The organism is Lysobacter sp. CFH 32150 (assembly GCF_022758295.1).
Classification (GTDB): domain Bacteria; phylum Pseudomonadota; class Gammaproteobacteria; order Xanthomonadales; family Xanthomonadaceae; genus CFH-32150.
This window is the reverse complement of record NZ_JALDWJ010000009.1, coordinates 84,379-107,027: the sequence shown is the minus strand read 5'-3', so window position 1 is coordinate 107,027 and position 22,649 is coordinate 84,379. Positions and strand designations below refer to the sequence as shown.

General features: G+C 62.2%; 21 protein-coding genes and 1 pseudogene. 11 read left to right on the top strand and 11 right to left on the bottom strand.

The features are described from left to right. Positions 1–234 precede the first annotated feature (234 nt). On the top strand, positions 235–1,275 hold the full coding sequence (locus MO486_RS13280; RefSeq protein WP_242908569.1) for a DUF4440 domain-containing protein: 1,041 nt from the start codon (positions 235–237) through the stop codon (positions 1,273–1,275). 20 nt (positions 1,276–1,295) lie between these two features. Here the strand turns inward: MO486_RS13280 and MO486_RS13275 are convergent, their stop codons facing one another. Both MO486_RS13275 and MO486_RS13270 read right to left on the bottom strand, forming a co-directional pair. Beyond that, positions 1,296–2,855 (bottom strand): hypothetical protein, encoded by a 1,560-nt coding sequence (locus MO486_RS13275; protein WP_242908567.1) that lies wholly within the window; start codon positions 2,853–2,855, stop codon positions 1,296–1,298. 412 nt (positions 2,856–3,267) lie between these two features. Then, positions 3,268–3,891, bottom strand: coding sequence for a TetR/AcrR family transcriptional regulator (locus MO486_RS13270; RefSeq protein ID WP_242908565.1), 624 nt, complete (start codon positions 3,889–3,891; stop codon positions 3,268–3,270). 139 nt (positions 3,892–4,030) lie between these two features. Here MO486_RS13270 and MO486_RS13265 point away from each other — a divergent pair, with 139 nt between their 5' ends. After that, positions 4,031–5,014, top strand: a complete 984-nt coding sequence (locus MO486_RS13265; RefSeq protein ID WP_242908563.1) for an alpha/beta hydrolase — start codon at positions 4,031–4,033, stop codon at positions 5,012–5,014. A 96-nt stretch (positions 5,015–5,110) separates the two neighbouring features. On the opposite strand, the gene MO486_RS13260 is transcribed toward MO486_RS13265, so the two are convergent. Continuing rightward, positions 5,111–5,605, bottom strand: coding sequence for an Lrp/AsnC family transcriptional regulator (locus MO486_RS13260; RefSeq protein WP_242908561.1), 495 nt, complete (start codon positions 5,603–5,605; stop codon positions 5,111–5,113). Here MO486_RS13260 and MO486_RS13255 point away from each other — a divergent pair. The 3 genes from MO486_RS13255 (at position 5,604) to MO486_RS13245 (ending at position 7,572) form a co-directional block, all read left to right on the top strand. Further along, a complete protein-coding gene (locus tag MO486_RS13255) occupies positions 5,604–6,323 on the top strand; it encodes a LysE family translocator (RefSeq protein ID WP_242908559.1) in 720 nt (239 codons plus the stop codon). The genes MO486_RS13260 and MO486_RS13255 overlap by 2 nt on opposite strands. Before the next feature lie 112 nt (positions 6,324–6,435). Beyond that, positions 6,436–6,816, top strand: coding sequence for a PaaI family thioesterase (locus MO486_RS13250; RefSeq protein ID WP_242908557.1), 381 nt, complete (start codon positions 6,436–6,438; stop codon positions 6,814–6,816). Positions 6,817–6,864: 48 nt separating this feature from the next. After that, on the top strand, positions 6,865–7,572 hold the full coding sequence (locus MO486_RS13245; RefSeq protein ID WP_242908555.1) for an RraA family protein: 708 nt from the start codon (positions 6,865–6,867) through the stop codon (positions 7,570–7,572). Positions 7,573–7,610: 38 nt separating this feature from the next. On the opposite strand, the gene MO486_RS13240 is transcribed toward MO486_RS13245, so the two are convergent. The 4 genes from MO486_RS13240 to MO486_RS13225 form a co-directional block, all read right to left on the bottom strand. After that, positions 7,611–9,236 carry a family 43 glycosylhydrolase gene (locus MO486_RS13240; protein WP_242908549.1) on the bottom strand — a complete coding sequence of 542 codons (1,626 nt, stop codon included), beginning with the start codon at positions 9,234–9,236 and terminating at the stop codon, positions 7,611–7,613. Between the two features lie 29 nt (positions 9,237–9,265). Next, a complete protein-coding gene (locus MO486_RS13235; RefSeq protein WP_242908547.1) occupies positions 9,266–11,146 on the bottom strand; it encodes a DUF3857 domain-containing protein in 1,881 nt (626 codons plus the stop codon). 145 nt (positions 11,147–11,291) lie between these two features. Then, entirely contained in the window at positions 11,292–11,639 is a 348-nt protein-coding gene (locus MO486_RS13230; RefSeq protein ID WP_242908545.1) for a hypothetical protein, read from the bottom strand. 173 nt (positions 11,640–11,812) lie between these two features. After that, a complete protein-coding gene (locus MO486_RS13225; protein ID WP_242908543.1) occupies positions 11,813–12,688 on the bottom strand; it encodes a class I SAM-dependent methyltransferase in 876 nt (291 codons plus the stop codon). 239 nt (positions 12,689–12,927) lie between these two features. Between MO486_RS13225 and MO486_RS13220 the strand changes: the two genes are divergently transcribed. Further along, positions 12,928–13,614, top strand: a complete 687-nt coding sequence (locus MO486_RS13220) for a ThuA domain-containing protein (protein WP_242908541.1) — start codon at positions 12,928–12,930, stop codon at positions 13,612–13,614. Positions 13,615–13,732: 118 nt separating this feature from the next. Further along, positions 13,733–15,400 carry a glycoside hydrolase family 43 protein gene (locus MO486_RS13215; RefSeq protein WP_242908539.1) on the top strand — a complete coding sequence of 556 codons (1,668 nt, stop codon included), beginning with the start codon at positions 13,733–13,735 and terminating at the stop codon, positions 15,398–15,400. A 237-nt stretch (positions 15,401–15,637) separates the two neighbouring features. Here the strand turns inward: MO486_RS13215 and MO486_RS13210 are convergent, their stop codons facing one another. Next, on the bottom strand, positions 15,638–16,465 hold the full coding sequence (locus tag MO486_RS13210; protein ID WP_242908537.1) for an MBL fold metallo-hydrolase: 828 nt from the start codon (positions 16,463–16,465) through the stop codon (positions 15,638–15,640). Here MO486_RS13210 and MO486_RS13205 point away from each other — a divergent pair. The 3 genes from MO486_RS13205 to MO486_RS13195 all read left to right on the top strand — a co-directional run bounded on the left by MO486_RS13205 (position 16,464) and on the right by MO486_RS13195 (position 18,325). Further along, positions 16,464–16,610: a hypothetical protein gene (locus tag MO486_RS13205; protein ID WP_242908535.1), complete on the top strand. Its 147-nt coding sequence runs from the start codon at positions 16,464–16,466 to the stop codon at positions 16,608–16,610. The genes MO486_RS13210 and MO486_RS13205 overlap by 2 nt on opposite strands. Positions 16,611–16,700: 90 nt before the next feature. Then, the gene (locus tag MO486_RS13200; RefSeq protein WP_242908533.1) at positions 16,701–17,663 is read left to right on the top strand and encodes a LysR family transcriptional regulator; all 963 of its coding nucleotides are present in this window, start codon (positions 16,701–16,703) and stop codon (positions 17,661–17,663) included. A gap of 311 nt (positions 17,664–17,974) precedes the next feature. Continuing rightward, positions 17,975–18,325, top strand: coding sequence for a hypothetical protein (locus tag MO486_RS13195; protein ID WP_242908531.1), 351 nt, complete (start codon positions 17,975–17,977; stop codon positions 18,323–18,325). A gap of 3 nt (positions 18,326–18,328) precedes the next feature. Here MO486_RS13195 and MO486_RS13190 read toward each other — a convergent pair whose 3' ends face one another. Further along, positions 18,329–19,162 carry an AraC family transcriptional regulator gene (locus tag MO486_RS13190; protein WP_242908529.1) on the bottom strand — a complete coding sequence of 278 codons (834 nt, stop codon included), beginning with the start codon at positions 19,160–19,162 and terminating at the stop codon, positions 18,329–18,331. Positions 19,163–19,279: 117 nt separating this feature from the next. Here MO486_RS13190 and MO486_RS13185 point away from each other — a divergent pair, with 117 nt between their 5' ends. Continuing rightward, complete coding sequence (locus MO486_RS13185) at positions 19,280–20,233, top strand: alpha/beta hydrolase (RefSeq protein ID WP_242908527.1); 954 nt, start codon at positions 19,280–19,282, stop codon at positions 20,231–20,233. 50 nt (positions 20,234–20,283) lie between these two features. On the opposite strand, the gene MO486_RS13180 is transcribed toward MO486_RS13185, so the two are convergent. Both MO486_RS13180 and MO486_RS13175 read right to left on the bottom strand, forming a co-directional pair. Then, the gene (locus MO486_RS13180) at positions 20,284–21,003 is read right to left on the bottom strand and encodes a response regulator transcription factor (RefSeq protein WP_242908525.1); all 720 of its coding nucleotides are present in this window, start codon (positions 21,001–21,003) and stop codon (positions 20,284–20,286) included. Beyond that, positions 21,000–22,436, bottom strand: a pseudogene (locus tag MO486_RS13175) (ATP-binding protein); the annotation flags it as partial. The gene MO486_RS13180 and the pseudogene MO486_RS13175, both read right to left, overlap by 4 nt. Between the last annotated feature and the right edge of the window lie 213 nt (positions 22,437–22,649).

Here is a 22,649-nt window from a genome sequence, read left to right as displayed (position 1 = left end):
GATTCTGCAGGTTGGACCTTAGTCCAGAGTCAAGCCATCGATATGTCCCTGCCTATATTGATCCCGGATCTCGCCGCCTTCAGGGCTTGTCGTGTTCTTCGGCGCTCGATGTCGTCCAGCGCCGATCAAAATGCCGAGATGGCGCGGCCACTTAGGGAGGAGTAGCGTGGCGCGGCGGCGTTCACAATGTCATTTCATGGAACATCCGTTGAAACAACTGGAGCTCGTGGACACATGAAATTGTCCGTCCGGCTATTGCTTGCTGCCCTCATCGTGGCCGTTCTCGCGATCGCGTTCATCTACTCCGGGATCTATAACATCGGTGCTGATGATCCGCATTACCGCCTAGTCCATTCACTGCTGGAAGTGACACGGGAGCGCTCGATCGAGGCCCGTAGCGATGAGATCAGCGTTCCGGATCTGAATGACAAGACCCGGATACGTTCTGGCGCCGGTAACTACGATGCAATGTGCACGGGCTGCCACCTGGCGCCCGGCATGCCCCCAACGGAGCTGAGCAAGGGGCTGTATCCGCCCCCACCGAATCTTGCGAAACGTGCCGCGCAAAACCCCGCCGAAGACTTCTGGGTGATCAAACACGGCATCAAAGCGACCGCCATGCCAGCTTGGGGCAAGAGCATGGAGGACGAATACATCTGGGGCATGGTGGCGTTCCTCCGCAGTCTGCCGCAGTTGAATGCCGAGCAATACCGCGCGACCGTCGCAACGAGTGGCGGGCATTCGCACGGCGGCGGAGAAACCGGTGAGCCGGAACATCATGACGAGCACGATGAGGAGTCCAGCGAGCCTTCGCATGCTGCCAGGCCGGAGCCGGAGATGCATCCCCATGCCGACGGCAAGCAGCATCTGCATGACACGTCAGCGACGGGATCGCCGGAAGCCGCAGCAAAAGCCTTGCATGCCGCGCTGTCATCCGGCGATGCCGCGCAGGTCCAAGCGCTACTCGACCCCGAAGTGTTGATCCTGGAAAGTGGCGGCGCAGAACGTTCCCGCGCCGAGTACGCCGCGCACCATCTACAAGCCGACGTGGAGTTCCTGAGACACGCCAAGTACGTGGTGCAACGTCAGACTGGCGACAGACTAGGCGACATGGCCTGGGTGGCCACTGAGTCGTCCATCGACGGCGAGTCCAACGGCCAGTCGGTCAAGCTGACCAGCGCAGAGACACTGGTGCTGCGCAAATCCACCGATGGATGGAAGGTCATCCATGTGCATTGGTCATCGCGACCACGGCAAGACAAACACACTCACTGATTATTGGAGCTTCCCGCTTATTAGTGACGCTTCTCTGGCGCCGCCACGTTCGCTGGTGGAGTCTCTGAGTGGTGTTGCATGGCGTCTTCGAGTTTCCAGCGCAGGAACACCATGGTCGATAGCGGATCGCCACCATAAACCTCGTCCAAGCCCGCTGGCAGGACGTGCTGGCTGATGACCACACCGACGCCGAAAGTACCGAAGCGGGTGGCACTGAAATCGCGCACTGCGCCGATGCTGAGCTTGTCGACCTGAAACATCTGCCCGTGCCGTGGCGAATCGTCAGCGAACAGCTCATCTTTCTCGCCGGATTCAAAGCGGCCGAATAGCGTCCAAGCCGGTGCCAGGTGCAAAGCCGATTCCAACAACCAGGCATCGGTGGTGAGACCAGGATTCTTCTTGTTGCGACCCCAGGCCAGCATGGCTTGCCAATCGCCGTCCGCAATTTCGCGGTGATAAGCCACAGAGGCTGTGGTGCGGTCGATATCGACGTCTGGTTCGAGTTGTTCGGGTTCGTTCAAGCGCGCACGACTGATTTGCAGCGCCCAATTCGGCGTCGGGTTGTAGCTCACACGGACGGCAGTGGAATCGAGCGAGTGTAATTCGATGTCATAACGGTCCTGGTCAGGCTCGCGGCCATTGAAGACCGACGCCTCGATCTTCCAATTGCCATGCACGTAGCCACCAGTGAGTACACCGAAAGTGATATGGGAGGAATCAAGCCAGTGATGTCCCAACGGCGCTTCAGGATTATCGACACCGGAAAAGCGATGCATGAACGCCGGGGGGGCCAATGCCGGTTCACCAGGCAGGCCAAAATAGACGAACCAGGCGTTATTCGCGGCCAGCGGCCTGCTGTAACTGACCGCCAACTCCATAAACAGATCGTGTGGATGTTGGTGATCGATCAAAGGCGTCAGGCCATCAGCCGTTTCGCCGGTCTGCAGCAGCAGCGGGTAGCCCTTCTTGCCAATCAAGATCGGGTCCAGCGATACCATCGCGCGCCAGCCGAACGTGCCTGCGCCCACCATCCGATGGCCCATCAACATGCCCATGCTGGCTGCAAACACATCATCATCGCCACGTGGGCCGGGCTGATGGTCGTAGGCGACATTGGCAAAGCCGTGCGTCATCAGGTTCCAATCGCCACGCGTGAAATGCTTCCCACCCATTGGTGTCGCTTCTGGCTGCCAACTGGTGCCGGAGGCCTCGCGTGACATGGGATACGGACCGAGTAAGCCCATCATCTCGCCGCCATGGACGGGCTGCTCCCCATGTCCGGCATGAGCTTGATCAACCACCGGATGTGCCGAGGGGTGGTCCGGGTGTGTTTCAGCAGGTTGCTGCGAGGGTTGCAGATAGCGAGACGTTTCCTCTTCCGAAGATGGCTCTGGCTGAGGAACAGGCGCAGGTTGGGGTTGTAGATACTCCGATGGCTGCGACTGCTGCGTGCCCGATGGCGGCGTCGATGACTGTGGCGTTGGTGGATGTTGCGAATGCTGTGCGCGCGCAGTCGACGTTACGCTCGACGCAAAGCAGATGAACAAGCAGGAAGCGACGGAGTAGGAAAGCTGGCGCATGGTGTGAACCGCTCTTGTCTCCTGTTAGCTCAGCGGAACACATAGCGGGTCGACATGCCGTGACCATCGGCAAGGCCGGCAACTGGGTGCATCAGCCATCCTGCTGCGTGTTTGTAGCTTGAAAATGCCGATCGCCAGGTCCGGTCGCGACTCAAATGCCGGACAACTAGATCGTGGAGGCCCAGAAAGGGAAAGGCGGGCGTAACGCTCCTGCCCGGGCGGCTGGGTCATCAAGCCTGTGGTTGCGTGAGGTCGATTGCATGCCGAGCAGCTTGCGAGCCATCGCTCGCATCGTCTACTCGTATTCGCAATCTGCATCTGATGGCGCGCGCAATCCAACGATGGAGAAGCTGCTGGATGCGACTACTCGCATTCTCGCAGGCACGAGCGTCGTCTCGCTCGGTGCAGGCGACTACTGCAGATATCCGACTACCATGCGCGTGGTCTCGTCGACGAGCTTTCCAACCGCTTCATTCGAGAGCATTTCGGGGTGGTGCAGAACCGCAGTATGGGCCACCGCTTCTATCGAGTTCGCGCACACGAATGCCGCAAGCTCCAGGTCGATCGCGCGAAGTTCGCTGCGGTGGTCCTCAAGATAGGCAATGAAGAGCGCATAGGCCTCGCGATTGAATGCCTCTACATGCTCAAAACGCCCCGTGCGCGGAATCTGCTCTGCCAGGACGCGATGCAGCTTGGGGTCGATGCGATGCGCCTCGATCGCCACGCTTACGAGCCTGCGCACCGCTTTCTCAACCGGCTGCGAGGCCACCTCCGCCAGTGCGCGACGGACCACCTGCATGATGTCCTGATTGTGCCGATCGATGACGGCGGCAACGAGCGCCTCTTTGCCAGGGAAGTACTGGTAAAGCGAACCAATGCTCACGCCCGCCTTTTCAGCGATGCGGTTGGTGCTCGCTTTGTCGAAGCCTTCCCTGACCAGAATGCGAGCTGTCGCTTCAATCAGCGCGTCAACCGTCGCGCGCGACCTCTCTTGAGAGGCGTGCTTTCTAGGTTTGGTAAGTGGCTTGCGCGCCATTCTTCTCCTGCGTGCCGAATGCGAGTGGAAAATGAGAGCTATTGCTCGCATTGTATTTCCAGACGGCGACAAATGGACAAGTGACATTGCTTGCCGAGTCGACGAAGAAATCCGCACTCGCATCCAAGCCGGAGTAGTCATGAGCGTTGGGAAGACCGCAACAGCACCGCAGGTTCGAGAGGATGGAAGGACACAGGGGTTGCTGTCGGACGATGCCGGACCGAGCTGGCAGAGTCGCTGCATCAATGGTCTTCTACGGCTTCTTCCCATCAAGAAGCAAACGGCGTCCGCTGCGGCCGTGCAAGAGCACGTGCGCAGACTGGCACTGCGGCCGGCCCCCTATGGACCGACAGGTCTGGGTCGAGGTGTCGAGGTAACGTTGAAGAACGTCGCGGGATGGCCTGTCTACTACACGGCGCCGTCTGCAAATCCCGATGTGGGCCACTACGTGGTGTTCCTGCATGGCGGCGGCTATATCAACGAGATCGTTCGCGCGCATTGGCGCTTCATCGGTGACCTGACCCGTAATGCTGGCGTCCGTTGCGTCGTTCCCATCTATCCGCTGGCTCCCGGTGCCACCGCGAAGGACGTCGTGCCGGCCATGGGCGACTTGTTGCGCAAGCTTCTGGAAGATGCCGCGCCTGCGAAGGTCACGGTGATCGGCAATTCTGCGGGTGCCGGATTGGGACTGGCGACAGCGCAATGGTTACGGGACGCCGGATCTCGGCAACCGGACCGCCTGGTGCTGATTTCGCCCGCGCTGGATGCTGCGCTCAGCCAGCCAGAGCACATGGCGATCGCCGCTCGTGACCCCATGCAGGCCATTCCCGGCATCCTCGAAGCGGCGCGTCTCTATGCGGGCGACTTGGATGTCGCCCATCCGTATGTCAGTCCATTGAATGGCGATTTCCGCGGACTGGCGCCGATGATCGTGTTCTCCGGCACGCTCGACCTTCTTTATCCGGACAGCATCGAACTGGCCGCGAAGGCGCGGGCGGCGGGCGTGCCGATCGAGCTACATCTACGACAGGGTCAACCACACAACTATGCAGTGCTGCCGACACCAGAAGGCCGACAGGCGCGTGCGACCATTCTGCGTGTCGCTGCCCAGGGACTTTCGTAAACAGCGGCCGATCAGATTCCGCCTTGAGTCACTGCCGGTTTCGATGACCGGCTGCATCCGGCCAAGAGCGGACGTGCGCAAATCTGGAGGGCTTTCCTACTTTGCGCTCAACGGAAGAGGTCGGTCTTCAACGACGCTCTTCATGACGAGCGTGGAGGTGAGTCGCTGGACGCCGGGCAGCGTAGACAAGCGCTCGTCGTAGAGAAGCTGGAAGGCTGGCAGGTCACGAGCGATGACGTGGAGGAGATAATCCGGATCGCCAAAGAGCCGTTGCGCCTGGATCACCTGGGACACTTCCGCGACCGCGGCCTCGAATGCTTCGACGGCCTGGCGATCGCCCTCGCGTAGCGTGACGAAAACGATCGCTGAGAAGTTCAGGCCAAGCGCACCGGGGTCGAGCTGAGCGCGGTAGCGCTTGATGGCGCCGGACTGCTCCAAGGCTCGGAGTCGACGATGACAAGGCGAGACGCTGAGGTTGACGCGTTCGGCCAGCTCCGTGACCGAAAGTCGCCCGTCTGACTGCAGTTCAGCAAGGATTTTTCTATCTGTGGCGTCCATATGGACATATTTTTGCCAATTCTTAGCTTGCATGGCAAATAATTGGAAGCACATCGCTGAGTATCAGGAATATTCTGCCTGCCACAGGGCCGGCGGGCTCTTCTGCCTGACGGGAGAAGGGGTGGATGAAGCCATGATGCTGGGCACTTTGGCCGCCTTCTGGGCGGTGTCGCTTCTGTTCGTGATCACGCCCGGTGCGGACTGGGCCTACGCGATCTCCGCGGGCATGCGTGGACGCGTGGTCACGCCCGCTGTGACCGGACTGCTGTTCGGACATTTGGCGGCGACCATAGTCGTAGCCGCCGGCGTGGGTGCCCTCGTCGCCAGCATCCCGATCGCATTGACGATGCTCACCGTGACCGGAGCAGCCTATCTTCTGTGGCTCGGCATCAGCATGCTCGCCCACCCGCCCGTGCCGAGCGCCGGAACAGACCAGGAATCGGGACCATGGATTCGATGGCTGGCAAAAGGCGCCTGCGTGAGCGGCCTCAATCCCAAAGTCTTCCTGCTGTTCTTGGCATTGCTGCCGCAGTTCACCGATCCGACAGCCGGTTGGTCCATTCCGGCGCAAGTCATGGCCCTGGGACTGGTCCACATCCTGAGTTGCGGTGTGGTCTATCTCCTCGTTGGGTTCGGATCGCAGGCCGTATTGCGCTCACGCCCACGAGCCGCCCAGGCCGTCAGCCGGTTCTCTGGCGGTGCAATGATCGCGATCGCCGTGATCCTGCTCGCTGAGCGACTCGGCAGCTGAAGCACCAACATCTTTACAGGCAAGCGCCATGACGAAATCTTCGAATCAACGGAGCGACTCCGAATCGCAAGCCTTGGAGCGGGTTCGCTCCAGCTTCGCTTTGCAGGGGCTCATGGCGCACCTGGGCGCTGAGCTGGCCGACGTCGCGCCGGGGCGCGTCGTGATCCGGTTGCTGTTCCGCGATGAACTCACGCAGCAGAACGGTTTCTTCCACGCTGGTGCCACGAGCGCCATCGCGGATTCGGCCGGAGGATACGCGGGGCTCACTCTGTTCCCGGCTGGCAGCTCGGTCCTGACGGTCGAATACAAGATCAACCTGCTGGCGCCTGCACAGGGCGACCATCTGGAAGCGATTGGATCCGTAGTGCGATCGGGGCGAACCCTGACCGCTTGCCAGCTCGAAGTGTTCGCCGTGGCAGGGGGCGAGCGAACCCTCGTTGCATTGGGACAGCAGACGCTGATCTGTTTGCAGGCGAAGCCCGACTCGCGCTGACGCCGACGCTCCACATCTACTTGCTCCGCCGCATTCCGAGGACACAGCATGGAATCCGTAAAGCTTCAACGAACCTACCTCGACCTCACGACACCGCATGTTGCCGATGCGTGCATGCGGCTCGGCATCCCGGTTCGCTGCGCGCCTACCGGCATGCGTCCCTTGTGGAATAACACGCACTTGGCCGGTCGTGTCTGCCCCGCACGGCACTACGGCAGCGTCGATGTATTTCTGGAAGCCATCGATCGAGCGGCTCCTGGCGATGTTCTCATCGTCGACAACGAAGGCCGTCAGGATGAGGCCTGCGTCGGAGACCTGGTGACGCTGGAAGCAAGCCGCGCAGGTTTGTCGGGGATCGTCATCTGGGGATTGCACCGCGATACCGCCGAACTGCGGACGATACGCCTGCCAATCTTCAGCCTCGGCGTCCTGCCGGTCGGCCCGCAGCGACTGGACAGACAAGAATCCCATGCGCTTTCCTCCGCCACCTGCGGCCAGCACATGGTCACCGCCGACGACTTCGTGCTCGGTGACGACGATGGCGTCCTGTTTGTTCCGCTAGCCCGTGCTGGCGAGGTCGCCGAAGTGGCCGCCAGCATCCGCGACACCGAACGCCATCAGGCGGCCCGCATGCACTTCGACACAACGCTCAGGAAGCTTTGCCACTTCGACGAGTACCTCGCGGCACGGAACTCGGGTGCGGACATCACGTTCCGACAACATCTGCGTTCCATCGGCGGGGAGATCGAGGAGTAGCGTCGACACGTCAGCGAACCCATCGCTGCATCAGAGGGTCATGATCGTTCGATCACACGGTAACGGAGGTCCCTCAGCACGACTCCGCCACTACCCGCACTGTAGACACCGACCTTCAGGCTCAGGAAACCACCAAAGACGTTGTGGTGCAGGCCGGAGACTTCCATGCGCGTGGGATGCAGTCGCCATGAGCGACCATCGTCGTGGGAGTACTCGTAGGTGACGATGTGCTGGTCGTTGGTGAGCCGCACGCGCACGCGCCGATTCGCGATCGGAACTCGCCCCCAGACCTGTTCTTCCGCGTACTGGAACGTCTTGATCGTGTCGCGCGCGAAGCCCACGCCCACGAAGGCCTTGTGGTTGTAGAACAACAACAGGCCACCTTCAGCGTCGCTATCGAGTTCCAGCGTGACTTCCACCTGGTAGGCGCGGTCCGGCACGATGAAGGCCAACGGCGAGCTGTCCGCTGGCGAAGTTCCCACCGCCGCCAGTTTCAGTGCATTGCCTGTGCGCACGACGCGCTTCATCTCATCGGAACTGGGGTCGTGGAACGCCCACTGGATGCCGAAGCGGTCGGTGGAAAAGTCATCCGACAACGCGAACCCAGCAGAGCTCGTCTTGCCCTTAGCCGGCTTGCGAATGGGCTTGGACAGGTCACCGCCCTTGGCGCGAAACCAGCCGTCTGACGTCCACTCGATGGGCTCCAGCAGGGTCTGGCGGCCCAGCGTCCTGAAGCCATTTTCGTAAGCGTGGTAGACCATCCACCAGTCGCCGGCGGGACCTTCCACCAGCGAAGCGTGTCCTCGCGACCACCAGGGCTCGGATGCCGACAGCGTGCGTACCAAAGGATTGTGCGGACAATGTTCCCAAGGTCCATGCACCGATCTTGATCGGGCTGCAATCACCATGTGACCCGTCGGCGGCCCGGCCGTGCCGCCTACCGCGGTGATCAGATAGAACCAGTCGTTGTGGCGGAGCAACTTCGGACCTTCCGGTGCGAAGTTCTCGACGATCCAGTCGTCGGGATACCGCCATGGACTGTAGGCAGGCTCGAGCGCGCCATCCGTCGCGAGCCCGTCGTCGGTGAGCCGGATCCTGCGGATGCCGTTGACGAAGAGATAGCGCTTGCCGTCTTCGCCGACGACATGGCCCGGATCGATGCAGTCGAAGATCTTGAGATCGACCGGTTCGCTCCAGGGCCCGCGGATGTCGTCGGCCCAGATCGCGTAGATCGACCAGCGTTTGTCGTCGGGATTGGCGGGAAGGTAGATGTAGTAGCGGTCGCCGTGCTTGCACAGGTCGACCGCCCAGATCGTCCCGAGTTGCTTTCGCAATGCCGCGCCGATGGGCGCCCAGTTGACCAGGTCGGTCGAATGCCAGATCACCAGGCCTGGATAGGAATAGAACGACGAGAACGTCATGTAGTAATCGTCGCCATCCTTGAGGATGGTCGGATCCGGATGGTCGCCGGCGACGATGGGGTTGAGGTAAGTGCCGTCCCCCAGATCCGCCTTGCGCTGCCCTTCTATTCCCTTCCCCCATCGTGGGGTGATCGGGCCACATTCCGATGCTGGCGGCCGCGCTTCTGACAGCAAGGGCAATGGCGATACCACCGCTCCTGCCGCCAAGGCCTTGAAGAGAGTTCTGCGGGTGATGTTCGACATGAGGCACTCGGTCCTGTCAGTGCGTCCTCTCACTCCGTCCCGTAGACAACCTGTGCCTTGAGGTTCGACAACACTTTCTTCATGAATGCATCGTACCGGGCGTTGAATTCAGGGGTGCAGATTGGACCAGGCGTGCGGTCATCAAGTACTCGCCTGACCTTGAGCACGTTGTCCTTCAGCTCATAGGTTGCAGCGTAGCTCAACGTATCGTTCGACAGCGACAGATTCGGCGGCACCGCAAGCACTTTGAGGTCCTTGGCGAATTCGTAGGTGTATTCCTCCTCCGAGTATCCACTGCCGCATGCGGTATCGAACTGCCCCTCGACTTCGTCCGATGCCTGCGCCGCAAATGCCATGACACTTCCAATGCTGAAAAACATGGGCTGGATCGGGAACGCGCCCGGTACCGGCAACATGTCTTTGACTTCGAACTGCGCGGCATAGCGATGCCTGTCCAGCAAGGCCTTGGCGTCATCCCATTCGATGCCGCCGCTGGCCTCGTGGCCAATCGCCTGGAAGTAGTTCTTGACCATTTCCTTGCGCTGCTCGTCCGTGACATTACGGAAGCCGGCGCGCGATGCACTCGCGAACATTCCCTCCACCGCGACATCCACTTGCGCCGTGACCGACCCGTCGGCCTGAATCTTGAGCGTCGTCGTCATGCGCTGGCGGTTACTGCCCAACGGCATTGCCGGAGTGCGTGTGCCTTCACGATATCCGTTGACCAGAAGCACCGGCTTGCCCGCGCTGTTGGGCGGCAACATCCCGAACGGTGTCTCCGAGGACGTGGAGTCCAGGTAGAGGTCCAGGCTGGGGATATAGGTGATGACGTGGTTCACCATCGACACCACCGGGACCTTGGGCAGCGTGTAGGAGTTGCCTGCGTTGATGAGGGCTTGCTGGCTGGTGACGCCCTTGGCGGTCAGCAGCGCTTGCAGCAGGGTTGCATGGTCCTTGCAGTCGCCCATGCGGTTGTCGAGTACGAAATCGGTATCGCGCGGCACCACCGCACCCAGGCCGATGCAGTTGCCGGCATAGGTGATGTTGGTGGCAACCCAGTCGTACAGCGCGCGCGCAATGTCACGTGGTTCCTTTTTTCCGGCCGCGACCTCGTCGGCCAGTTTCTGGATGCGCGGCGTCACCGCAGCCTTGGGCTGCGCGCGCAAGCCGTAGGCATCGGCAATGCTGGCGTAGTCGCGGAAGGTGGAAAAGGCAAAGCCTGGCGACTGTTCGATATCGTAGACCGACCAGTCCTTGCGCTTGCTCTTCACCGGGTTGCGATTCTGCCAGGACCATTCGACGACCTTGCGGTCGGCTTTCTGTTCGTTGCGTACTTCCTTCAGCTGCCAGGCGCGGTGTTGCGTCCATAGCGATGCCGGTGCATCGATCTTGATGCGCACATCGCCGTAGTAGGTGGAGGTGCTGAAGCTCTCAACGGTCGAGAAATGCCCGTCGAACATCGGCTTGCTGCCAGTCAGCTTGTAGGACAGCACCACGGTGTCGTTGACCTCTACGTCGGGAAACACCACGGCCATGGTGGTGACGTCGGAGAACGCCGGCCCGCCGTCACCCTTGCCGCCGTTGGTCTGGACCTGGAAGTTCGATTCCGGCACGTCGATGCGGCGACCATCCGCCTTCAGCGTGTAGGCGGCGATCACATCGGCCTTCTGGATGCTGGTGCTGTAGCTGATCGAGGTCCGTTTCAGGTACTCGACCGCCTGCTCCTTCAACACCTTCACTGCCCATTCGCGGCTCTCGATGAAGGACCCGTCGGCATTGACCGTGTAGTCGATGTTGTAGCGCTCGGTCTGTGCGAACAGTTCCGGCGCTTCGTCTTTTTCAGCTGCCAGAACGGTGGCGCAGGCAAGCCACGATACAATCGCCAGCCAGCGGAATATTCCGAGCTTCATGCATGATCCCCATTGAGTGGTTGCGGCGCGACATACCGGCGCAAACGATCCTAGCAGGCTGCCGTCTATCGCGCCGGGCGAGACCCGGGAGCAGATTTCCGACCTGCTGAATCAAGCCGAGCCGCGAACCGGCTTGAATGAATTGTTAGGTGCCGTGTCGACGAAGGCGCTGCCACCCAAAGCGAACACCAGCAAAAGCCGCCACGAGCATCGCCGGACAGACCCACCCAAAAAGGATCGCGATACCAGAAGTGTTGTTGTCATAGCGCCCTTCCGGGAAATGCTGTCCCAAAGCGTGACCAGCCGCTATGCCGGACGGGATATAGACAAGGGTGGTGAACAGGACAGTGCACAGCCAGCCAGCGAATATGGCGATCAGGCACCGAAGCCAGAACCGACGAGGTCTTGGAATGAGCAGCAGCACAAATACCAGCACAGGAATGAGCCAGACCCACAAGACTTTCACATACTCAAACTTTGAGACTGGGTCCATGATTTCAGTGTCCAAAGTCGCCTGATGCCTAGTAGGCCCCAAATAGGGGATATGCGACCGATGTTCAGGCAGCCTCCGGACGCCGTCAAGGCAACTCTGAGCAGGGAAAATCAGGTGAGTTATGGATAGGCCAACGCCCCGACGCTGCGCAGAATGTCCGCACAAGTGGACATCTAGACGCTGCGAAACAACGCGGGCTGATCGATACTCGCCACGTTGACGTACTCGAGCCACGGCTCTCGAGCGATGATCGGGGTGCAAGGTCCGAGGGTGCAAATGCGAATCTCGCGCGTGACAGCCTCCTGCCTCAGCCGGGTCAACACATCCCTCAGCATCGCGCCTGTGAACGGCGTGTACAGATAGAACATGGTCCCCATCGACAGATCGGCTTCTCGCGCGTCCTGCCGAACGAACGTTACATTGGCCAGGTTCAGTGCATTCGCGCAACGCTGTGCGCAATCCACATACGCCGCTTCCCACTCAATGCCTATGCAACGGGCACCCGTGCAGATGGCGGCAAGTAATGGAACATGTCCCAGGCCGGAACCAAGGTCGATCAACACATCACGTTCGGCGATTTTGGCACTGCCAATCAGCTCGAAAATGTGGCGCGCCGGAGTGGGTTGATAGAACACCATCTCCGCGGCCAGCTCAGCAATTCCGGGCGCGGGCTCGTCCAATTGCAGGACGCCACTGAGTAGCGTATCGAGATAGTCGTAACTCTCGCCGTCGACCTGCTGCCCTGCGTGCCCATTCGATCCGACCGCGGGCGCCCACTCAAGCATTCGCTCCGCGCCCATGCCACGTTGTATTTCTTGACGGATCGACTGATAGAGCCGCTGGTTGGCCGCTTCAAGGTCAGCGCACAGGGTTTTCATCCTGTCGTGAAGATCCGCGCCAGGCACGAACGCAAGATAGTTCTCAAGGCGATCCAGCGCTTCTATGCGCTGGCGCAATCGATTCGGTTCGAGCAGCAAATGGTCATGCTCCAATTCGCTGATCAAGGCATGTAATGTTTCAATCACTCTTCCGTAGTCCCCGCATTCCATGGCACTCCTGATTTACCGACACAACACACCTGATCGCGCGGATGACCGACATATACATCCAAAAACTACCCTGGCCGACCTCGACGCGATGTGGAGCATCAATGTCTTGCTCCTCGTAGCATCGATGGTGACGGCGAGCAGGTACGTTACCTGTGCGTCGCTCTTCCTGACACCTCTTTCGGCATAATCCGGAGATGCGTCGACATGTCGTGATATTGCTTTGCTTGCTCATCGCGTTGATGGCAGATGCCGCTCCGTCGGGTGCCGCGGCGGAACGCGTACTGGTGTTCAGCAGGACGGCTGGCTACCGGCATGACTCGATTCCGACCGCGGTGGCGACGCTGCAACGGCTGGCGACCGAAGCGGGCCTCGTCGCCGACCACAGCGAGGACGCCGGCGACTTCAACGCGGCCAACCTTGCGCGTTATCGCGTGGTGGTGTTTGCAAGCACCACTGGCGACGTGCTCGACCCGAAGCAACAGCAGGCGCTGGAAGACTTCATGCGTCGCGGCGGTGGTTTCGTCGGCGTGCATTCGGCGGCCGACACCGAGTACGACTGGCCGTGGTACGGCCGCCTGGTCGGCGCGTACTTCCTGTCGCATCCACCGGGCCTGCAGTCCAGCCGCGTGCAGCCCGAGCGCAACGGCCGGCCCGTCGGCACGGCGTGGCCGATCCGCGATGAGCTCTACAACTACCGCGGCAACCCGCGCAGACAGGTGCAGGTGGTCGCCACCGTGGACGAGCGCCTGTACGAGGGCGGCACCCTGGGCGCGGATCACCCGATCACCTGGTGCCACGCCTTCGCAGGCGGACGCAGCTGGTACACCGGCCTGGGCCACGATGCCGCGCTCTACGACGATCCGAATTTCCTGGCGCAGTTGCGGCGCGGGTTGCGCTACGCGGCTGGCCAGTCCGTCGACTGCTGAGGCACAGCGCGCAGGATCTGCACCCATTCGTCTTTGGAATAGACGGCGATAAATCCTTCATTGGTCGTGACCGGCCTATCGGGTGAAGCTCCACGATCGCGACCATAATGGCTTCCGAATGAAACGATTTGCACTGGCGCTAGCCGCCTGCATCGCCGCGCTGCCGGCATTAGCGGGCGACGTGACGTTCACTGAAGTCCGTTATGCGGGCGATGACGGCGGCCCTGCCGTTGCGCCGACGCAGTACCGCAACCCGATCGTCGCCGGCTTCTATCCGGATCCTTCCGCGATCCGCGTGGGCGACGACTTCTACCTCGTCACTTCCACCTTCGGTTACTTCCCGGGCCTCCCGATCTTCCGCAGCCGCGACCTGGTGTCGTGGCACCAGATCGGCAACGCCATTGATCGTCCCGGCCAGCTCAACTACGCCAACGACGAACTGACGCGCGGCTTGTTCGCCGCGTCGATCAGCCATCACGACGGTACGTTCTACATCGCCAACACGTGCTTCTACTGCGACGGCGGCAACTTTATCGTCACTGCGAAAGATCCGGCGGGCCCGTGGTCCGATCCGGTGTGGCTGGGGTTCGAGGGCATCGATCCTTCGCTGTTCTTCGACGACGACGGCAGCGCGTGGATGGTCAACAATGGCATGCCCGAAGGCAAGCTACGTTACGACGGGCATCGCGCGATCTGGCTGCAGCAGTTCGACGTGGCGACGAAGAAGATGGTCGGCCCGCGCAAAGTACTGGTCGATGGCGGCGTCGACCCGGCCAGCAAGCCGGAGCATGTCGAAGGTCCGCACCTGTTCAAGCGTGACGGCTGGTACTACCTGACCGCGGCCGAAGGCGGCACCGGCGAACAACACGCGCAGATGATCTGGCGCAGCCGGCAGGTCGCCGGTCCGTACGAACCCTGGTCGGGCAATCCCGTACTGACGCAGCGCGATCTCGATCCTGCGCGCGCGAATCCGGTCACCTCCACCGGACACGCGCAATTCATCGAACTGAAGGACGGATCGTGGTGGGCCGTGTTCCTCGCCACGCGTCCCTACCGCGGCAACCAGTACAACCTGGGGCGCGAGACCTTCCTGCTGCCGGTCACGTGGCGCGATGGTTGGCCCGTGATCCTGCCGCGCGGCGAACGTGTCCCGATGGTGCTGGCGCGCCCCGCGTTGCCGCGCGATCCGCAGCTGGTGCCAACCAGTGGTGCCTTCGAGTGGACCGAGCGCTTCACCGCCGGCAAGTTGCCACCGCAGTGGATGACGATCCATCCACCCAAACAGGCCTGGTTCGCGACCGGAGCCGACGGCCTGCAGGTCAAGCCGTCGTCCACGCCGCTGGGCGGACACGGCAGCGGCGGCGGACAACCGGCCTACCTCGCGCATCGCCTGCAACACCATCGCGCGACGCTGACCGCGACGCTCGCGCCTTATCAACCGGTTGCGGGTGAACTGGTCGGGCTGGCGCTGTTCCAGAACGAAACCCACCACTACGTCGTCGGTGTGGAACAGGGCGAGCATGGTGCCGCGGTGGCGCTCTATCGCCGCGCGAACAAGGACGAACCCGCGACTGGGAAACGACAAGCCAGCATGGATCTGCCCTCCTCCGATAAGCCGGTGTCGCTGCGCTTCCAGCTCGATGGCCCACGCCTCGATGTCTTCTACGCGGTGGAACCCGGGCAGTGGAAACCGCTCGCGACCGAACTGGATGCCAGCCTGCTGAGCACCGATGTTGCCGGCGGCTTCATCGGCGCCACGTTCGGGCCGTATGCATTCCGGCCATGACATGAACGTGTCGATCAATCTGGACTGATCGGGTCGGGCTCAATAGCTCATTGAGCCTCCTGTGGTGCGTGTCGTCGCTTGGATCAAGCAGCCACTGATACGAACAGGCCCCGCGATGCCGGGGCCTGTTCTGTTGGCATCAGGCACTACTTGTTTGCGGCTTCTGTCGCGAGGGCGCGTTGCAGCGTTGTGCATCTTCGCTGCATGGCCGCGACATGCATGGCCAGGCGGGGGCCATCACGGCCATGTCATCTCGCCCTTGGCGACCTTGGCGCTCAGCTCCAGCGAAGGCACGCCGCCGACGTCGGGATAGCGCTGCTTCAGCGCCGCGATCAGTTCACCGGAGTTCTTGGCCTTTGCCGTTTCCTCATCGAAGGCGCGGATGTAATCGCCGGTAAAACGCACCGCATCGAGGTTCTGCGGCGAACCCGGCTTGAAGTGGCCCGGGATCACGGTGTCGGGCTTCAGTGCGGCGATGCGATCGAGTGTCGCCAACCAATCGGCGTGCGACTGCGGCGTTTGGGTATCCGCCATCCACACGTGTTCGCCTGCGAAGACACCAATACTTCCCAGCACCGTTTTGATCGACGGAATCCACACGAACGTGCGATCGGGAGTGGGGCCGTCGACACCGACGATCTCAAGCGTGTTTCCTTCCAAGTCGATCTTGTTGCCTTCGATCGGTTCTGGAATCACGACTTTGCCGGGGGCGCCCGCGCCAAGCTTCGGGCCCCAGAACTGCAATTTGCCGGCTGAGGTTTCCTGGATGTGCGCGATGGTCTGCTGTGTGGCGAGCACCTTCGCTTCGGGGAAAGCCGTCGTCAGCGTCACCAGGCCGAAATAGAAGTCCGGATCGCCATGGCTGATGTAGATCGTGGTCAGGCGCTTGCCGGAGGCCTTGATCAGGCCGACCAGCTTCTGCGCATCGATGGTGGAGAATTGCGCGTCGATCAACACCGCGTCGTTCGCGCCGGTGACCAGCGTCGAGGAGACTTCGAAGATGCCGTTTGCACCGGGGTTGTAGGTCTCGGTCTTCAGCGGTTGAGTGACGGGTGCGGTGGCCATGGGCGTCGTCGCCTCGCTATTCGTGGAGGTGGGCGCCTTCTCGGCGCAGGCGGTGAAACCAACGGCAACTGCGATTGCGCAGGCGGCGCTCAGCGCGTGTTTTTTCATGGTCGTGGTCCTGATGGGTATTCGCTGGTTGGGCTGACGTGATTCGGTTGGACACGATCACGATAGGACACTGAAACGCAGCGAAAAACCGCGTATAAGTCGAATAACTGTTGCACAGATCGAGCGAATGGATCGGATCACCGCCATCAACGTGTTCGTCGAGGTAGCTGACCGCGGCAGCCTGACCGCTGCGGCGGACGTGATGTCCATGTCGCGGGCGATGGTGTCGCGCTATCTGGCCGAGCTGGAGGACTGGCTGGGTGCCCGGCTCCTGCACCGGACCACGCGTCGCCTCAGCCTGACCCCCGCCGGCGAAGCGGCACTCGCACGTTGCCGCACGATCCTGGAGTTGGGCGAAGACATGCGCGCAGCGCTGGCAAGTCCGGACGCTGCGCCGCATGGCCAGATCCGCATCACGTGCAGTACCTCGTTTGGCCTCAGCCACATGGCCGCGGCCGTGGCGGACTATGTAGCGCGCTATCCCGGCACCGCGGTCGACATGATGCTGATCGACCGTGCGGTGAACCTGGTCGAGGAGCGCATCGACCTGGCGATCCGGATCAGCGGCGAACTCGATTCGGGCCTCATCGCGCGCAGACTCTCGGTGTGCCGGTCGGTGCTGTGCGCGTCGCCGGCCTATCTCGCGGCGCATGGTGTTCCGCAGCGCCCGGAGGATCTGGCGACGCACAACTGCCTGACGCACCACTACGTCGGCAGGAGCCTGTGGCATCTCCAACGCGATGGCGAAACGGCATCGGTCGCGGTCAGCGGCAACATCAGCGCCAACGAGGCGACGGTGCTGCTGCAGGCGGTGCGTGCGGATGCGGGCATTGCCATGCTGCCGACTTATCTCGTCGCACCGTTGATCGCTGCCGGAACACTTGCCGTCGTGTTGCCGGCCTATGCACTGGACGCGATGGGCATCTACGGCGTCTATGCGTCACGAAGGCAGATGCCGCTGATCGTGCGCAGCTTTCTCGATTTCCTTGCTGCGCGCTTCGGCGAGGATCCGGAGTGGGATCGAGTATTCGGGCCGATCCAGAATCCGGCAATGCAGGAGCCAAAGCGCGGAATCCGACCGGAATCGTGAACGGTTCAGGCATCGGATGGCGTTGGGCAAGACTTGATGCGATTTTCAGCGGGGCACTGACAAAAGAGCGCAAATTCCCAAGTGGCCAACGTCGTCCGCGCGGCGGCCACGCCGGCTAGCACTCGGGGGAGAGGTGGCCGGGACGTATTTTTCTGATGGCCCGGGAGCCGATCGGGCGCGTCGGCGTAGGTGAATTCCCCGATTGAGTCGCAGACGGAAGGGCCTGTAGCTTTTTCCGGACACGGACGTGTGGCGGATGGCGCTGCTCGTTGGGGATATGCGGGGAATTTCCAGCGTCAAGGGACGCGCCAATGGAAATCATCATCTACAAGGCGAAGTCGGGGCAGTTCCTGCTGGTGCCGAACTGCTTCCTGCCATCGCAGGAGGCCGTGCGCATGCATGGTCCAGTGCGACGCCATGGCCGTGCATTCGTATCGGATGCCAATCCCTCGAAACGCTGGCAGGCACTTGTCGTCGAGATCGACCGATGCACGTACGCCGTCGTGACTGCCGCCGAAGCCGAACGCATTTTCACGACGCATCGCCGCGATGCAGCGTTGGAGGCCACTCGCGTTGCCCGGTTGCGACAGTGGTCGAAGCGCAGTCGGCCCCTGGCACGGTTGCGGACAGGAAAAGTGCTTAGCCGGCTACGGCGGCTTTGACGATCAGCGCCTGGGTTCCTGCGCCTGCTTCCATTCCCGGGGCGAGAGGCCGCAGGTCGCCTTGAAGGACCTCGACAACGCCGATTCGCTGCCATAGCCGACCTCATCGGCGATGAGCTTCAGCGAACGTCCTTGCCGCAACGCCTGCTGCACCAGGGCAACACGCCATCGCTGGAGATAGACACCTGGCGTGCAACCCACGGTCTCGCGGAATGCATTCGCGAAAACGCTTCGGGACATGCCGGCAATCGTCGCCAGCCTTTCCAGGCTCCAGTCTTCCGCGGGCCGCTCATGCATGGCGACCATCGCTAACCGCAATCGCGGGTGCGCCAGGCCGGCCAGCATCCCGACCTGCGTCTGCCCGCTATCCATCAGGTGGCGCAGGATCTGGATCAGCACCACTTCGAACAAGCGATCGAGCAGCGCCCTGCGCCCGCATCGTTCCTCGAAGGCCTCTTCGAAGATCAGTGCGAGCACATCGCCCGATCCCTTGAGCTGTTCCAGCGGAAGGCAAACGAACGCAGGCAGCGTGGCCGCAACCGGATTCGCGCTGCCACCTTCGAATCGCAGGTCGGCACAGGTGAGCTCGGCTCCCTCCTTCATGTCCATGACAAAACGATGCGCCAGGGGTCGCGGATACAGCAGCAGGCTGGGTGAGGTGATCCGCAACTCCTCTGCGCCGCGATGGCTCACGCTGACCGCGCCCCGCTTGACCAGGTGCAACTGGCCGGTATCGCCCTCCGGGGCCAGGTCGTTGATCCCGCACAGCGTCCCCGCATGAAACATTTGGGCCCGCACTGAGAAACGCTCGAGCAGCACTTCAAGCCGATCGGCCATATTGATACTCCGGGTCATCTTTTCAGGATTTTAAGCAACATTCCGTACCCCGCGTGCCTGCAAAGTACGTCCTGCCGACAGGCATTGCCTCCCCACCCCACTTCCAAGGAGAACACCATGAACGTTCTGAATCGCGCCCTGGCCTCGGCCGTGCTGGCCCTCGCCGCTTCCGGCCAGGTCGCAGCTGCACAGCCCGTTGGTTCGCAGGGCAACGCACCCGTCGCAGGCATCGAAAAGGCTGCCAGCTACATCACCACCCGTGACGGCGTGCAGCTCTACTACAAGGACTGGGGCCCGCGGAACGGTCCGGTCGTCGCCTTCAGCCACGGCTGGCCGCTGAACTCGGACAGCTGGGAATCGCAGATGATCTTCCTGGCTTCGCAGGGCTATCGCGTCGTCGCCCATGACCGTCGCGGACATGGCCGCTCCAGCCAACCCTGGGAAGGCAACGACATGGATCACTACGCCGACGACCTGGCGGCGGTGATCGACACCCTCGACCTGAAGGACGTCACCCTGGTCGGCTTCTCGACCGGTGGCGGCGAGGTGGCGCGCTACATCGGCCGCCATGGCACGAGTCGAGTCAAGAAGGCCGTGCTGGTCAGCGCCGTGCCGCCGTTGATGCTCAAGACGGAAAGCAATCCGGGCGGCCTGCCGATCGAAGTGTTCGACGGCCTGCGCAAGGCGTCGCTGGATAACCGATCGCAGCTGTACCTGGACATCGCCTCGGGTCCGTTCTTCGGCTTCAACCGTCCCGGTGCAAAACCTTCGCAGGGCCTGATCCAGTCGTTCTGGGTGCAGGGCATGCAGGCGGGCCACAAGAACACGTACGACTCGATCGCGGCATTCTCAGCCACCGATTTCCGCGACGACCTGAAGAAGTTCGACGTGCCCACCCTGGTGGTCCATGGCGACGACGACCAGATCGTGCCGATCGATGCGTCCGGCAAAGCCTCGGCCAAGCTGATCAAGAACGCGCAGCTGATCGTCTATCCAGGTGCGCCGCATGGCTTGGCCGACACGCACAAGGATCGGCTCAACCAGGATCTCCTGGACTTCATCCGGAAGTAATGATCCGCAAACCATCGGCCCCGCAATCGCGGGGCCGATGCAATATCGCTCTAGTCCTGGGATCGCGACAGGAACCGCAAGCCGATGCCGGGCTCGGTCGCGATCCAGCGTGGCGCCGCTGCATCATCGCCAAGTTTCTGTCGCAGCTTGCCGACGAGGATGCGCAGGTAGTGCGTGTCATCCTGGTGCGTCGGCCCCCACAGTTCGCGCAGCAATTGAGGCTGCGTGACTACGCGGCCGGCATGCTGGACGAGGAACGCAAGCAGCGCGTACTCCTTGCGCGACAGCGGCACGGGTTCACCGGCGATGCTCACTTCGCGGCGCGACAGGTCGACGCGCAGGTGGCCATCGTCGAATACCGGCGCTGCCTCACCGGAACTCGCCCGCAGTCGCAGCAGTGCACGAATGCGCGCCATCAATTCCTGTACGCCGAATGGCTTGGTCACATAGTCGTTGGCGCCGGCATCCAGCGCCGCCACCTTCTCCGTCTCGCTTGAGCGGACGGTCACCACGATGACCGGCACCTGCGACCACTGCCGGATGTCCTGCAGCACCTGCAATCCGTCGCGGTCCGGCAGGCCCATGTCGAGCACCACCAGATCCGCGCCTTGGGTCGCCAATGCTTCCAGGCCGGAATCGCCGGTCTCCGCGAGGCCGACCGTGTAGCCCTGGGCGCGCAGGCTGATCTCCAGGAACTTCCGGATCTGCGGTTCGTCATCGATCACCAGCACGCGCGCGGGTGCCGCTGTCGCTTGCGGAAGGTCGGTCATTGCGGCGGCGCCTTGAACGGCAACGTGATGCGAAGGTGGGTGCCGCGGCCATCCGGACCAGGCAGCGCTTCAACTTCGCCACCATGGGCGCCGATCATGCCGCGACAGATCGCCAGGCCGAGCCCCGTGCCGTGGCGGCCGCGATCGCCGCGCTCAACGCTGTAGAACATGTCGAAGATGTGTCGGCGTTCTTCCTCGGGGATGCCAGGTCCGCGGTCGCGCACTTCGATGTGCAGCTTGTCGTTTTCCCGCCATGCGGCAATCGCCACGACTTCGTCCGGCGGCGAGAACTTGGCCGCGTTCTCGATCACGTTGAACAATGCCTGTTCCACCAACGCCGGGTGCACCCAGATCGGGCCGAGGTCGTGGTCCACTGAGACTGCGAATCGCGTACCGGGCTGGTAGCGATGCAAACGTCCGACCGCCGATCCGATCAGTTCATCGACGCCGATCCAGTCGCGGTTGAGCGCGAGTGAGCCATGGCCCAGGCGTGTCATGTCGAGCAGGTTCTGGATGTAGCGGTCCAGACGTTCGCCTTCGCTGCGCACGGTGTCGAGCAGTGCATGACGATCGTCGTCGTTCATCGATTGGCCATAACTATCCAGACTGCCGGCGGCGCCGATGATCGCCGCCAGCGGCGTGCGCAGGTCGTGCGACACCGATGAAAGCAAGGCACTGCGCAGGCGTTCGGTCTCGTTCGCGACACGCTCCGATTGCAGGTCGGCCACCAGCCGCGTACGCAACAGCGCCTGCGCGACGTCGTTGACCATGTCCCTCGCCAGTTGCCGCCGGCGTTCATCCAGCTGGACATGGCCTGGAAGTTTCAAACCGATCACGCCCAGTGCACCCCGCGGCGCCTGCAACGGCAGGAACCACCAGCCATGTTCCTCGATCGTCTCGGCATGACGTTGGGTCAGTCCTTCGATCTGGCGCAGTACCGGTAGCGCAGGCGGCTGGACGTCTGCGGCATGCAGGCCGCGCTCGCCCAGGCGAACCCAGACATGAGCATCCAGGCTCTGCCTGAAGATGTCGTTCGCCACCTTGACGACTTCGTCCTCGTCCGCGGCGACGGCGAGGCGTTGCCCGAGTTGCTGGCGGGCCAGGGCATCGCGGTTTGCGGCACGCAATGCCTGCACCTGCATGGCAAGGCGCGAAGCGAGGCGTCCAGCCAGCAATGCCGCCGCGAGGAACAAGGCGACCGTCGCAACGCCCTGGCTTGCGCTGATGTAGAAGGTGTAACGCGGCTCGATGAAAAAGAAGTTGTAGGCAAGGAAACACAACAACGCGGTGAGCACGGCCGGACCGGTATGCGTGCGCGCGGCCACCACCAGCACCGCCAGCATGAACACCAGCGACAGATCGTCTAGCCCGACCCAACGCTCCGCGGCGGCCGCAACGAACACCGCCAGCAGCGAGCCCACTACCGCCAGCAGGTAGCCGGCGGCGGGGTTGACGGTACCTGTCGATTCGTCATTCGGATGCATCGGCGGTTCCATCGGGGACAAGCCATTGTGCCGGGAGCGCATCGATTTCCCCATCTGCGCGTCGTCCGGCCCGGGAAAATTTACGCGGAATTTACGCGTGAGGCGCCAGAGGCGGCTTCTGCGTTTATGCCCGGCACGGGAACACTGGCATCCACGCCGATA